This is a genomic window from Dactylosporangium sp. CA-152071, assembly GCF_050936335.1.
Classification (GTDB): domain Bacteria; phylum Actinomycetota; class Actinomycetes; order Mycobacteriales; family Micromonosporaceae; genus Dactylosporangium; species Dactylosporangium maewongense.
The window spans coordinates 7,982,115-7,995,479 of the sequence record NZ_JBNJMZ010000001.1; the positions used below are offsets into that span (position 1 = coordinate 7,982,115).

General features: G+C 72.4%; 7 protein-coding genes. 2 read left to right on the plus strand and 5 right to left on the minus strand.

What is annotated here, in order from left to right; genetic code table 11:
• Window positions 1-1,384: 1,384 nt before the first annotated feature.
• Genes ACQEVZ_RS36010 through ACQEVZ_RS36020 form a run of 3 tightly spaced genes read right to left on the minus strand, consistent with a single transcriptional unit; the run spans window position 1,385 to window position 6,224 of the window.
• Window positions 1,385-3,868 (minus strand): transglutaminaseTgpA domain-containing protein, encoded by a 2,484-nt coding sequence (locus ACQEVZ_RS36010; RefSeq protein ID WP_433374847.1) that lies wholly within the window; start codon window positions 3,866-3,868, stop codon window positions 1,385-1,387.
• The gene (locus ACQEVZ_RS36015; protein WP_344503909.1) at window positions 3,865-5,163 is read right to left on the minus strand and encodes a DUF58 domain-containing protein; all 1,299 of its coding nucleotides are present in this window, start codon (window positions 5,161-5,163) and stop codon (window positions 3,865-3,867) included. Before ACQEVZ_RS36015 ends, ACQEVZ_RS36010 begins: the two co-directional genes overlap by 4 nt.
• A 2-nt stretch (window positions 5,164-5,165) precedes the next feature.
• The gene (locus ACQEVZ_RS36020) at window positions 5,166-6,224 is read right to left on the minus strand and encodes an AAA family ATPase (protein WP_344503910.1); all 1,059 of its coding nucleotides are present in this window, start codon (window positions 6,222-6,224) and stop codon (window positions 5,166-5,168) included.
• A 284-nt stretch (window positions 6,225-6,508) separates the two neighbouring features.
• Here ACQEVZ_RS36020 and ACQEVZ_RS36025 point away from each other — a divergent pair, with 284 nt between their 5' ends.
• Together ACQEVZ_RS36025 and leuS are read left to right on the plus strand one after the other, a co-directional pair.
• On the plus strand, window positions 6,509-8,113 hold the full coding sequence (locus ACQEVZ_RS36025) for a serine/threonine-protein kinase (RefSeq protein WP_433374852.1): 1,605 nt from the start codon (window positions 6,509-6,511) through the stop codon (window positions 8,111-8,113).
• A gap of 212 nt (window positions 8,114-8,325) precedes the next feature.
• A complete protein-coding gene (gene leuS / locus ACQEVZ_RS36030) occupies window positions 8,326-11,163 on the plus strand; it encodes a leucine--tRNA ligase (protein WP_433374855.1) in 2,838 nt (945 codons plus the stop codon).
• A 71-nt stretch (window positions 11,164-11,234) separates the two neighbouring features.
• Here leuS and ACQEVZ_RS36035 read toward each other — a convergent pair whose 3' ends face one another.
• Together ACQEVZ_RS36035 and ACQEVZ_RS36040 are read right to left on the minus strand one after the other, a co-directional pair.
• Window positions 11,235-11,948 carry a type 1 glutamine amidotransferase gene (locus ACQEVZ_RS36035; protein WP_433374858.1) on the minus strand — a complete coding sequence of 238 codons (714 nt, stop codon included), beginning with the start codon at window positions 11,946-11,948 and terminating at the stop codon, window positions 11,235-11,237.
• Window positions 11,938-13,182, minus strand: coding sequence for a Mur ligase family protein (locus ACQEVZ_RS36040; protein WP_344503914.1), 1,245 nt, complete (start codon window positions 13,180-13,182; stop codon window positions 11,938-11,940). Before ACQEVZ_RS36040 ends, ACQEVZ_RS36035 begins: the two co-directional genes overlap by 11 nt.
• Window positions 13,183-13,365 lie beyond the last annotated feature (183 nt).

The following is a 13,365-nucleotide window of genomic DNA, read 5'->3' on the forward strand; positions in this document are numbered from 1 at the left end:
CGCGCAGAACTCCTTCATCGACCGCCCCCCCCACCTTGCCCAGCCCGCCCCCGCACCTCGGGGGTGGGCTGTCTCGCTCCTGCGCCGCGCCGCGCCTTGCCTGCGCCGCGTCGTGTCTGGTGTGGGTTGGGCCCTGGCCTGCGTCGCGCCCTGGCCTGCGTCGCGCCCTGGCCTGCGTCGCGCCCTGGCCTGCGTCGCGCCCTGGCCTGCGTCGCGCCCTGGCCTGCGTCGCGCCCTGGCCTGCGTCGCGCCCTGGCCTGCGTCGCGCCCTGGCCTGCGTCGCGCCCTGGCCTGCGTCGCGCCCTGGCCTGCGTCGCGCCTGAGCTGTGGGCTCACCCTTCAGATCACCCCTCGCCCACAGCTCACCCCCGGCAACCCGCCCAGAGCTATCCGCCCCCGAACCATCCCACCGGACGTCTCGTCCACGGGACCAGCACGGCGCGGGTCATCCTGTGCCGCAGTCTGGCCAGGCGCGTTGTCCCGGGCCGCAGGCTCTTCTGACGGCGGCCTGTGATTCGGTCGAGGGTCGGTTTCAGTGAGCCTGGTGGTGGGTGGGCGTTGGGTGTGTCGGTGACGTTCGGGTGGGGGGGAGTTGGCCGGCACGCGGGGGCGGGGCAGGTGGCACGGTGGGGCGCGGACAGTGGCTTCGCGTCGGCGGCCGGATTGAGGGTGATCAGCCGTTGAGCGCTGGACCGGGGTGCGGCACTCGCGGCGCTGGTCGTCGCGTGGTGGGTCGATCAGAGGATGGTGCCGGGAGTCGGCGGGGCTGGTCGTGTCCCCTGATCGCCGTGTCGAGGGGCGTTGCGGCGGTGAGGGTGGTGCTGGGTGGCGTTGGTGGGTTGATCGAAGGATGGTTCTGGCTGTCGGGGTGGCCAGATCCGGCCTTGGATCATCGCGTCGGTGGGTGTCCTGCCGGTGTGCTTGCGGGGGACCAGGTCATGGCGGTCGCTGTCCGTGCCGGAGCAGGGCGTTGATCAGAGGTGATGGCGGCGGGGGCAATGGTGCCGGTGCGCGGGCGTGGTCGCAGTGGGTGCTGTCGCGGGGCTGTGGCTGTCCCCGGTCGCCGTGGCCTGGGCTATCGCCTGGGCTGTCCCTGTCGCCTGGGCCGTCGCTGCCCCGTGCCCGTCTCCGTTGCCTGGGTCGTGGCTGTCCGTCTGGCCGGGGCTGTCGCCGGGCCGGGGGCTGTCCCGTCCCCGTCGCTTTGGCTGGCCCCCCTGTCGTCGGGGGCTGTTGCCTGGCCGGGGCTGTCCCTGTCCCCGTCGCTGTGGCTGTGCTCAGGCGGGGCTGTTCCGGTCACGTTGCTGTCGCGGTGGGGTGGGTGGGGGTGAAGAGTGGCGCCCCGGACGGGTGGAGGAGTCCGGGGCGCCTGGTGGGTAAGGGTGGGTCAGCGGTCGGCGCGGCGGGCTACGAAGCGGCGGACGCTGATGGCGCGCATGAGTTTGTCCCAGGCTCGGCCTACGGCCAGGGTGGCGTTGCTGGAGCGTTGGGTGGTGGTGGCGCGCCAGCGGCGCAGGACCGACGGGGGCAGGAGGACTGCCAGGATGCGGGTCTTGCGGGTGGCGCGGGCGGCGAACGCGGTCCTGACGTCGTCGACGGCTGAGCGGAGCTGGCCGCCGGTCAGGGGGGTTCGGGCGTAGCGGGCGTGCTCCTCCACGGTGCTCAGCAGGCGGACGCCCTGCTCGGCCTTGTCGCGGAGGCGTTCCTTCGTGACGAGGCGGGTGACCGTGGCGCGGGGGGTTTCGGCGTCGTCGACGGAGACGTTGTAGTCGACCATCGTGTCGACCAGCTCGTCCCAGGCGTGGTGGGCCTGGGAGCGGGCCTCGCCATCGTCGGCGAGCAGGACCATGACGCCCGGTGGGGCGCCTTCGGGGGGTGGGCCGCCCGACACGTCCTTGGCCGCGGCCGCGGCCGTGAGGCGGGTGCGGCGGGTGCGGTTGCGGACGAGGGCCGGGGACAGGAGCAGCGCCACGACGAGCAGGCTGCCCAGGAGCCAGGCGCCGCCGACGGCGAGCACCGAGATCAGCGTGGCGTCCTGCGTCTCGGGGCCGACGCCGCCGACGTTGCCGGGGTTGTTGCCGCTGTCGCCGGCGGGGGCGGCCTCGGCGCTGCTGCTCGGGGCGCCGCCGGGGCGGTTGCGGAGGTTCTCGTCGGCCGGGTCGATCTGCTCGCTGGCGGCGTTGGGCAGGTACGACGTGGAGACCGACCCGCCGATCGCCTGCGGGGGCGTGGCGTCGAAGGGCAGCCAGCCGTAGCCCGGGAAGTACACCTCGGTCCACGCGTGCAGGTTGAAGTTGGTGAGCGTCATCGTCTGGCCCTGGCGGGTGCCGCCGCGGGCGAAGCCGAAGGCGACCCGGGACGGGATCTTCGCCTCGCGCAGGAGCCAGCCGAAGGCGGCCGCGTACTGGGCGCAGTAGCCGCGCTTGTTCTTGAGGAAGTCGGCGATGGCCGAGCCGCTGGTGTCCGAGCCGGTGCTCGTGTCGTAGACGAAGCCGTTGGCCTGCGAGAAGTACTCGTAGATCGCCTTGACCTTGTCGTACTCCGTGGTCTTGCCCTTGGTGAGCTCGGCGACCTTGTCCTTGACGGTGTTGTTGGCCGGGACGGTCAGGGTGCCGTGCACCGCCGGGTCGTTCTCCTTGATCGGCGCGGCCTTGCGCAGGTCGTCGGGGCTGATCTCGGGGCGGGTGTACTCGACCGTGTACTTCTTCTTCGCCGTCGTCTGCTTGCTGGAGTACACGACGGCGGTGTTCGGGTCGAAGGACCAGTTGTTGTCGATCTTCTCCAGCTTCGTCGGCCAGGTGTAGATCGGCAGGAAGTAGATCGCCAGCTCGTTGGTGACCTCGATGCTGGCCTTGTGGGTGGTGGTCTTCACGGACCCGTTCCAGCCCGGGGCGGCCAGGCCGGCGCTGACGCTCTTGCCGCCGGTGATCGGCTTGGCGTTGAAGCCCTTGCTGGTGAGCTCCTCGAGCACGTTGAAGCGCAGGTAGTACGGGTTGGGGTCGTTGCTGACGTTGGTCACCTTGACCATGTCGAAGGACTTGTCCCGGTTGAGCTGCCCGGAGAGCAGGGCGAACATGCTGACCTGCTTGCCGTTCTTGCCGCCGGGGCCGATCCCGCCGCCGCCACCCGCGCCGGCGCCGATCGAGTCGATCACGCCGGCGGGCATCGCGAACGGCACGAGCGGCAGCAGCACGGCCGCGATCACACCGACCGCGCCGAGGCGCTGGCCGGCGGCGGCGAGCGGCGAGGGCTCCCACAGGTCGACGTCGCGGCCGTCGCCGGTGAAGCGGCGGCCGAAGCGGCGGACCCGGTCGACGTTGTCGGTGACCAGCAGCCACAGGAACCCGACGGCGCCGAGCGCGAACGGCAGCCAGCTGGTGCTCTCGGCGGTGACGGTGACCGGCACCGAGTAGATCGCGAGCATCGGCAGGCCGGCGAGGGCCGGGCGGCGCAGCACGACGGCGAACAGGTCGACGACGAGGGCGACGACCGCGACGCCGAGCGTGGCCAGGAACAGGAAGCCGGGCCGGTCACCGACCGGCGTCGCGAACTCGCTCATCTCGGTCGACGCGGTGCTCAGCAGCTGGCCGAAGTGCTTGAGCGTGTCGGGGGAGGGGATGATCCCGATGTACTCCCTGGAGCTCGGGTAGAGCCAGGTCAGCCCGAACAGCGCGGCGACCGCCATCGCCGCGCTCGGCGCCCACGTCGGCGCCCGCAGGCTGCGGACCAGCAGCGCCACGCCGCACATGGCGGCCACGACGAGGAACGCCCGGACCGCCCAGGTGATCTCCTCGAAGACGTTGAACAGCGGCAGCGCCGACAGGTAGGCGGACCCCGCAGCGATCAGGGTCAGGTGCTTGCGCTGGTTCACCGCACGCCTCCGGCGACGCTCTCGGCCGACGCGGCCCGCCAGGCGAAGCCCTGCGACCCCCGCCCGGCTTGTGGCCACAGTGCCGGCAGTTTCGCACCGTGCGGGACCTCGACGACCCGCCACCCGCTGCGCAGCAGCGCGAGGGAGGCGACACCGTGGGCCTTGTCGGCCTCCTCGCGGGCCGCCGTCGGCAGGTTGAGCCACGTCGAGGAGTCGATGAACAGGGCGACGCAGGTCGCGTTGTTGGACCGGAACCCGGCCAGGAGCTCGGCCTCCGCCGACGACAGGAGCCCGAAGATGCCGATGATCAGCCCGCCGTCGCTGCGCCGCCGGACCCGCTCGATGAGCGTGCCGATGTCGCCGCGCTGCGCCAGCCTGACATCGGCCAGCTGATCCAGCAGAGGACCGTCGCCGTCGATCTCGGTCGCGTCGACGTCGACCCCGGCGTCGGTGACCAGGCGCATCTTGTAGCCCGCGTGGCGCAGGTGCACCGCGACGCTGGCCGCGGCGGACACCGCCCACTCGAAGCTGGCGGTCGGTCCCTCGCCGCGGTGGGCGGTGGAGCGCGTGTCGAGCACGACCGTCGCCCGGCTCTCCCACGGCTGCTCCTCGCGGCGGACCATGAGCTCGCCGGTCCGGGCGGTGGAGCGCCAGTGGACCCGGCGCAGGTCGTCGCCGTAGCGGTACTCGCGGGTCGCGGCGTCGTCCTCGCCGTGCACGGCCACCGACCGGGCGCGGCTCTCCCCGGAGCCGGCGAACTCGCCGGCGAGACGCACCGACGGCAGCGGCACGACCTGCGGGATGACGGTGAGCCGGTCGACCGACGGGAACGCCCTGGTCAGCTCGCACAGCCCGAACGGGTCGGTGAGCCGCACGACCAGGGGGCCGACCTCATACCGGCCGCGGACGTCGGCGCGCACCGTGTAGGCCACGGAACTCGCCTGGTGCGCGCCCAGCTTCTCCAGCACCAGCCGCGGCCGGCTGCCGAGCGCATACGGCAGCCGGTCCTCGAGCAGCATCGTGCCGGTGGGCAGGCGGGACAGGTTCTGCAGGCGGAGGATCACCCGCGCGCTGGCGCCGACCTGCACCCGGTGCGGGTCCAGGGTGCGGCTGCAGGACAGCCGGTATCGGGTGCGGCCCACATACGCGGCGGACAGCAGCGGCAGCGCCGCGAGCAGCACCGCCACCCGGAGCAGGTCGCGCTCGCCCAGGATCAGCGACGCGATGAGGGCCGCTGCGGCGGCGGCCAGGAAGCTACGGCCCCGGGTGGTGAGCCCCCGCAGCGCCTCCCGCATGCTCAGCGACCCCCGAACTGTTGCCCGCGCGGCTGGGTGCGGTCGGCCGGTCGGGTGTCATACGGCGAGCGCGGCTGCCGGTCCGAGGGCAGCGGCAGCCGGTGGACGAGCTCGGCGATGATCGCGTCGGTGGTGCGGCGGGACAGCTGCGCCTCGGCGGTCGGGATGACCCGGTGCGCGAGGACCGGCACGGCCAGGGCCTGCAGGTCGTCGGGGAGCACGAACTCGCGCCCTTCGAGGGCGGCGACGGCGCGGGCCGTGCGCAGCAGCTGCAGCGTCGCGCGGGGCGACGAGCCCAGGCGCAGCTCGCCGGACTCGCGGGTGGCGGTGACGATGTTGACCGCATACTGCTTCACCGCGTCGGCGACGTGCACGTCACGGACGGTGGCGATCATGCGGCGGACCTGGGTGGCGTCGGAGACGGGCAGGATGTCGTCGAGCGCGTCGTGGCGGCCGTGCACGTCGAGCATCGCGAGCTCGGCACCCATGTCGGGGTAGCCCATCGCGATCCGGGCGGTGAACCGGTCGCGCTGCGCCTCCGGCAGCGGGTAGGTGCCTTCCATCTCGATCGGGTTCTGCGTGGCGATGACCATGAACGGGACCTGCAGCGGGTAGGTCGCGCCGTCGACCGTGACCTGCCGCTCCTCCATGCTCTCCAGCAGCGCCGACTGCGTCTTCGGCGAGGCCCGGTTGATCTCGTCGCCGACGACGATGTTGGCGAACACCGCGCCCGGCTTGAACTCGAAGTCGCGCGTCTCCTGGTTGTAGACGCTGACGCCGGTGACGTCGCTGGGCAGCAGGTCGGGCGTGAACTGGATACGCCGGACCGAACAGTCGATCGACTTCGCCAGGGCCTTGGCGAGCTTGGTCTTGCCGACGCCGGGTACGTCTTCGATGAGGAGGTGGCCCTCAGCGAGCAGCACGGCGAGCGCGAGCCGCACAGTGGCGGTCTTGCCCTCGATGACCTGCTCGATGTTGGCGACGATCGCATCGGTCGCGGCGCGGAACTCCGGGCTGGGGAGTGGGGCCCCGAGCTCCTCGAACGTGCGGTGCCTGGTCAACTGGCCTCCTCGTTTCCTGCTGTGGCCACCGTTAGGTGATAGACCCGTAGGTGGACCGCCCGGTTGCACGGAAACGTTGGCAAGCCGAGCCGTTTATATCCCCTCAGGCTAGCCGGGGATCGCACACTGCGCCGCACCGGAAAACGTCATTCCGGACATCACGGCCGTGACTGTCCGCGACGTTTTTTTCCGCGGGCCCGCGGCGAGCCGCACGTACCCCCGCAAATGTCCAACAAACGGATCTGCCGGGATGCGGCCGGCGCCGATTCCGGCAGACTGGACCCATGCACGAGGAGCAGAATGTCGGGCAGCTCCTCAACGGTCGCTACCGCCTCGCCGACCGGCTCGGCGAAGGCGGCATGTCGGTCGTTTGGGACGCCCGCGACGAGGTCCTCGGACGGGCCGTCGCCGTCAAGGTCCTCGCCGGCCCGTTCGCCGCCGACCCCGCCTGGCGCCAGCGGATCCGGACCGAGGCGCGGGCCACGGCGAGCCTTTCGCACCCGAACGTCGCCGGTGTCTACGACTACGGCGAGACCGCCGGCGGCAGCCCGTTCGTCGTGATGGAGCTGCTGCGCGGGCCGACGCTCGCCGAGCGGCTGACCGCGGGCCCGCTCAGCCCCGCCGCGGCGATCCGGGTCTGCGCCGAGGTCGCCGCCGGCCTGGCCGCCGCGCACGCCGAGGGTTTCGTGCACCACGACGTCAAACCCGGCAACGTGGTGCTCACCCCGGGTGCGGCGAAGCTCCTCGACTTCGGCATCGTCGGCGTCCACGGCGACCCGGACGGCGGCCTCGACGACGCCGGCCTGGTCCTCGGCACGCCCGCCTATCTCGCGCCGGAGCGGCTCGTCGGCGACGAGGCGGTGCCCGCCAGCGACGTGTACGCGTTCGGGATGCTGCTCTACCGGTGCCTCACCGGCCGCCTGCCGTGGGACGGCGAGACCACCGCCCAGATGCTGCGCTCGCACGTGACCGTCGCACCCGATCCGCTGCCCGACCTGCCGGGCGTGCCGCCGCAGGTCCGGGACCTGTGCATGCGCTGCCTGGTCAAGGCGCCCGCGGCCCGCCCGTCCGCGGAGGAGGCGGCGGCCGTGCTCGCCGAGGCGGCGGGCGTGTCGCCGCGTCCGAATGCCGAAGAGCTGCATCTGGTACCGGCGGTGCCGCCGCAGCTGACGGCCGCCGGAGCAGCGGCCCGGACGGACGGCACCACGGCCATCGGCGACGCCACCGCCCCGGTCGACCCCGTCCCGGCCGCGCCGGCCGAAGAAGAGCCCGCGACGGACGCGCCGGCCGAGGAAGAGCGCGCGACGGGCGCGGTCGGTGACGACGCGGGTGAGCGGCGGCGGGTGCTCGCCGGGACGGCGGTCGTGGTGGCGGTGGCCGCGCTGCTGGTGACGTTCGCGCTGAGCCGCCCGACCATCGAGCCGCAGGTCACAGCGGGGGCGGCCCGCGGCGCGCCGGCCGCGACCGGCTCGCCGGACACCCTGGACACCCCCGTCACCCCGGCGGACGCCGGCCAGAGCGCCGGTGCTGGCGGTCAGAGCGGCGGCACGTCCGGCGGAGCCGGCGGATCGGGCGGCGGCGGCCCAGTCGGTACAGACGCCGCGAACGGGAACGGAAACCCCGGGCACACCGGCAACACCGGCAGGGGACAGACCACCCCGGTGGAGGGGCCGCCCGTCAGGATCGGCACGCCCGGCGGGGTCGTCGTCGCGGCGTGCGCCGGCGACCAGGTCAACGTGACCGGCGCCGAGCCCGCCGCCGGTGGCAGCCTGGTCTCCCTGCAGGCGGGGCGGCGCAACAAGTCGCGGGTGGAGTTCAGCCTGGCCGGGCAGCGCCTGCGGTTCGAGGTGCGGTGCGCCGGTGGTGTACCGGCCGCCGTCCGCGACTGAACCACCGCGCCGCTCGCCCGCGCCCGGTCCAAACGCGCTGCGAGCGGGCGCGGACCCTGCGGTACACTGCGAGGCATGACATGGGCTGTCCGGCTTCTTAGCGAGCCGTGCTGACGCACTGACTGCGTCCGCACGGCGACCCCTCCTGCGTGAGGGGTTTTTTCATGCCCGGACAATGTTGGACACCCGAGACCCGAAGGCGGCGAGAAGTCATGAGTGAGGCTGTGACCGACGGAGCGGTCGACATCCCGCCCTACCGTTACACGGCGGGGATGGCGGCGGACATCGAGGCGTGCTGGCAGGACTACTGGTCGGAGCACAGCACCTTCTACGCGCCGAACCCGACCGGCCCGCTCAGCGACCCGAGCCACCCGCGTGCGGGCGCGCCGAAGCTGTACGTGATGGACATGTTCCCGTACCCGTCCGGCTCGGGGCTGCACGTCGGTCACCCGCTGGGCTACATCGGCACCGACTGCTACACGCGGTACTTCCGCATGGCCGGCTACAACGTGCTGCACCCGATGGGGTTCGACGCGTTCGGCCTGCCCGCCGAGCAGTACGCGGTGCAGACCGGCACGCACCCGAGGGTCACCACCGAGGCCAACGTCGAGCGGTACCGTGGCCAGCTGCGCCGGCTGGGGCTGGCCTACGACGACCGCCGCAGCGTCGCCACCACCGACACCGAGTTCTACCGCTGGACCCAGTGGATCTTCCTGCGGATCTTCAACTCCTGGTTCGACACCGACGCGCAGAAGGCCCGGCCGATCGACGAGCTGATCGCCTCGTTCGAATCCGGCTCGCGGGCGCTGGAGGACGGCCGCGCGTGGGCCGACCTGACGCCGGTCGAGCGGCGCGAGGTGATCGACGGGTTCCGGCTGGCGTACATCTCCGAGGCACCGGTCAACTGGTGCCCCGGGCTGGGCACCGTGCTGGCCAACGAGGAGGTCACCCCCGACGGGCGCAGCGAGCGGGGCAACTTCCCCGTGTTCAAGCGGAGCCTGCGGCAGTGGATGATGCGGATCACCTCGTACGGCGACCGGCTGCTGGACGACCTGGAGCGGCTGGACTGGCCGGAGAAGGTCAAGACCATGCAGCGCAACTGGATCGGCCGGTCCCGGGGCGCGCACGTCGACTTCGGCACCGACACCGGTGCCGCGATCCGGGTGTTCACGACCCGCCCCGACACGCTGTTCGGCGCCACGTACATGGTGCTGGCCCCGGAGCACGAGCTGGTCTCCTCGCTGGTCCCCGCCGCCTGGCCGGACGGCATCCCGCAGGTCTGGACCGGCGGGCACGCCACCCCGGGTGCGGCGGTCGCCGCCTACCGCGAGTTCGCGGCGGGGAAGTCCGACGTGGAGCGGCAGGCCGACGCCAAGGAGAAGACCGGCGTCTTCACCGGCGCGTATGCGGTGAACCCGGTCAACGGCTCGCGCGTCCCCGTCTTCATCGCCGACTACGTGCTGGCCGGCTACGGCACCGGCGCGATCATGGCGGTGCCCGGCCAGGACGAGCGCGACTGGGAGTTCGCCGAGGTCTTCGACCTGCCGATCATCCGGACGGTGCGGCCCACCGACGGTTTCGACGGGAAGGCCTTCACCGGCGACGGCCCGGCGATCAACTCCTCCTTCCTGGACGGCCTGGGTGTCGTCGAGGCGAAGGCCAGGATCATCGAGTGGCTGGAGGCCGAGGGGCACGGCGTCGGCGCCATCACGTACCGGCTGCGGGACTGGCTGTTCAGCCGGCAGCGGTACTGGGGTGAGCCGTTCCCGATCGTGTACGACGAGACCGGCCTGCCGATCGGCCTGCCCGACTCGATGCTGCCCGTCGAGCTGCCTGAGGTCGAGGACTTCTCGCCGCGGACGTTCGACGTCGACGACGCCGACAGCATGCCCGAGACGCCGCTGTCGCGCGCCAAGGAATGGGTCGAGGTCACGCTGGACCTGGGCGACGGGCCCAAGGCGTACACCCGCGAGACCAACGTCATGCCGCAGTGGGCGGGCTCGTCCTGGTACGAGCTGCGCTACCTGGACCCGTCCAACCAGGACCAGCTGGTGGCTGCCGACAGTGAGAAGTACTGGATGGGCCCGCAGAAGCCCGGCGACGTCGGCGGCGCGGACCTGTACGTCGGCGGCGTCGAGCACGCCGTGCTGCACCTGCTGTACGCGCGGTTCTGGCACAAGGTGCTGTTCGACCTGGGCCACATCAGCAGCGAGGAGCCCTTCCGCAAGCTGTTCAACCAGGGCTACATCCAGGCCTACGCCTACACCGACGAGCGCGGCGTCTACGTGCCCGCCGAGGAGGTCGAGGAGCGCTCACCCGGGCAGTTCTTCTACAACGACGCTCCGGTGAGGCGCGAGTACGGCAAGATGGGCAAGTCGCTGAAGAACGTCGTCACGCCCGACGAGATGTGCGAGCGGTACGGCGCCGACACCTTCCGCGTCTACGAGATGTCCATGGGCCCGCTGGACGTGTCCCGCCCGTGGGAGACCCGCGCGGTCGTCGGCGCGCAGCGCTTCCTGCAGCGCGTCTGGCGACTGGTCGTCGACGAGCAGACCGACGCCACCCGCGTCACCGACGCGGCCCTGGACGACGGGACCCGCCGCCTGCTGCACCGCGTCATCGACGGCGTCCGGGTCGACATCGAGGAGATGCGCTTCAACACCGCGATCGCGAAGCTGATCGAGCTGACGAACCGCGCCACCCAGGTCTCCCCGTCCGGTGCCCCCCGCGAGGTCGTCGACCCGCTGGTGCGGATGGTCTCGCCGTTCGCGCCGCACCTGGCCGAGGAGCTGTGGCAGCGCCTGGGCAACGGGTCGTCGATCGCCTACGCGGACTTCCCGGTCGCCGACCCGGCGTTCCTGGTCGCCGAGTCGGTGAAGTACCCGGTGCAGGTCAACGGCAAGGTCCGCGGCACGTTCGAGATCGCCGCCGACGCCCCGGAGGAGGCGGTCCGCGAGGCCGCCCTGGCCGAGGTCGCCGCGCAGCTGGCCGGCAAGACCCCGAAGAAGGTCATCGTCGTGCAGGGCCGCATGGTCTCGGTCGTCGTCTAGATCGTCGTCCAGATCGAGCACGACGAAGGGCGCCTCCGGTTCTCCGGGGGCGCCCTTCGCGTGTGCGGCGACTACTTGTTGAGGACGGCGGCGAGGCGCTCGTCGCGGAGGCGGGTCGGCCAGCGGTCGTCGATCGGCTCCATGGTCATGCCGGTGGCCCAGCGCAGGAGCAGGTCGGCGATGCCGGGGTTGCGGGCGAGGGCCGGGCCGTGGGAGTACGTGCCCAGGATCCGGCCGTGCCAGGCGCCCTCGGAGCGGCCGTCGTTGCCGATGCCGGCGGTGACCCGGGCCAGGGGGCGGACGCCGGACCCGAGGTGGGTCCGGCCGCCGTGGTTCTCGAAGCCGGTGAGGGTCGGCAGGCCCAGCGCCGGGTCGCACTCGCCGGCCAGCTCGCCGACGGCGCGGGTCTCGCCGCGGTCGGAGTCCAGGTCGAGCAGGCCCAGGCCCGCGCACTTGGCGCCCTTGGCGTAGAAGGAGTTGCCCAGCAGCTGGTAGCCGGCGCACACGGAGAAGACGGTGGCGCCCCGGTCGACGGCCCGGCGCAGGCCGCCGTCGGCGATCAGGCGCTGGGCGGCCAGGGCCTGCGGGCCGTCCTCGCCGCCGCCGATGAGGTACACGTCGCCGTCGGACGGCACGGCCTGGTCGGCGCGGACCTCGGCGCACTCGACCGGCAGGCCGCGCAGGTCGGCGCGGCGGGCCAGGATCAGCAGGTTGCCCCGGTCGCCATACGTGGACAGCAGGTCCGGGTACAGCCAGATCAGGCGCAGGCGCGACTCAGTTGACACGGTCCAGCTCCGCTCGGATGTCCTGGAATGCGGTGTAGTTGGCGATGACCTCGAGACGGCCCGGCGGGATCAGCGTCAGCGCCTGCGAGAACGACTTGACGTGCTCGAACGGCACCTCGTTGACCTCGAGCCGGACGGCGAGGTCCATGGCCCGGTCGCCGGTGACGAGGACACGCCGCCCGCGCAGGGGCGAGAAGTCCACGTCGTAGAGCCACGACGTGTCCAGGCCGTCGGGGTCGCGGGCGTTGATGGACAGCAGTGTCGGCACGTCGTCGGCCATGTCGAAGGCCTCGAGCCAGCCCGCCGGGTTCTTCGACAGCAGCAGGCGCACGACCCTGCCGTCGCGCTCGACGACCGCGTAGCGGCCGGCGATCGAGGCGACCTTCGCCAGCTCGGGCACGGCCTTCGCCGGGGGGACGCCGAAGTGGGCGGCGACGGCGAGGGCGGTCGCGGCGTTCGCGCGGTTGACCCGGCCGGGCAGCTGCAGCTCGATGTGGTGATAGGCGCCGGTGCTGTCGACGACCCCGTCGCCGGAGACGGCCCAGGTCGGCACCGGCCGGCTCAGGTTGCCGGCGACGCAGGCCCACTGGTCGCCGTTGCGCAAGATGGAGGCGCCGCACTCGGGGCACACCCACGAGTCGTCGTGGAAGCGCTGGCCCGCGGCGACCCAGGTGACACCGGTGCCGGAGGCGACCGCCTTGCCCGCCGCCCACACCACCATCGGGTCGTCGGCGTTGGCGACGAGGTGCAGGTCGCGGCCGGGCAGCGCGTCGCGCCACAGGGCCGCCATCATCGCGACCTCCTTGGCCCGGTCCAGCTGGTCGCGGCTGAGGTTGAGCAGCGCGACGACCCTCGGGCGGGTCGCGTCGAGGACCTGCTTCAGGTAGTGCTCGTCGACCTCGAGCACCGCATACGGCGTGGCGCCCGCCTTCGCCAGGGCCGAGGTGTGCCCGGTGGGCATGTTGGCGCCGAGGCTGTTGGTGGCGACGTCGCCGAGCACGCCCATGGCGGCCGCGGTGAGCCGGGTGGTGGTGGTCTTGCCGTTGGTGCCCGAGATCAGGGCGATCTCCCGGCCCGCCGCGAGCTCGGCGAGGAGGTTGGGGTCGACCATCAGGGCGAGCCGGCCGCCGATGACGGAGCCGTCACCCCGGCCGGTGGCGCGGGACAGTGCGGCAGCGCCGCGCGACAACGATGTGGCGAGCTTCGCCCGCATCGGGAGCTTGTGGTCCGTCATCTCACTTCCACTGTCTTCCGGCGATGCCGCAGACCCTACCTGCCACGGATCACTCGCCCAACGCCGTCCACCGTCCGACAACCGACCGCGGGCTCACCCCACCGCTCGTCCCAGAACGCTCCACTTCCCTCCACCGAATCCGCAACAGCGCCGCGGAGGACCTTAACGGAGCCATAAAGCACC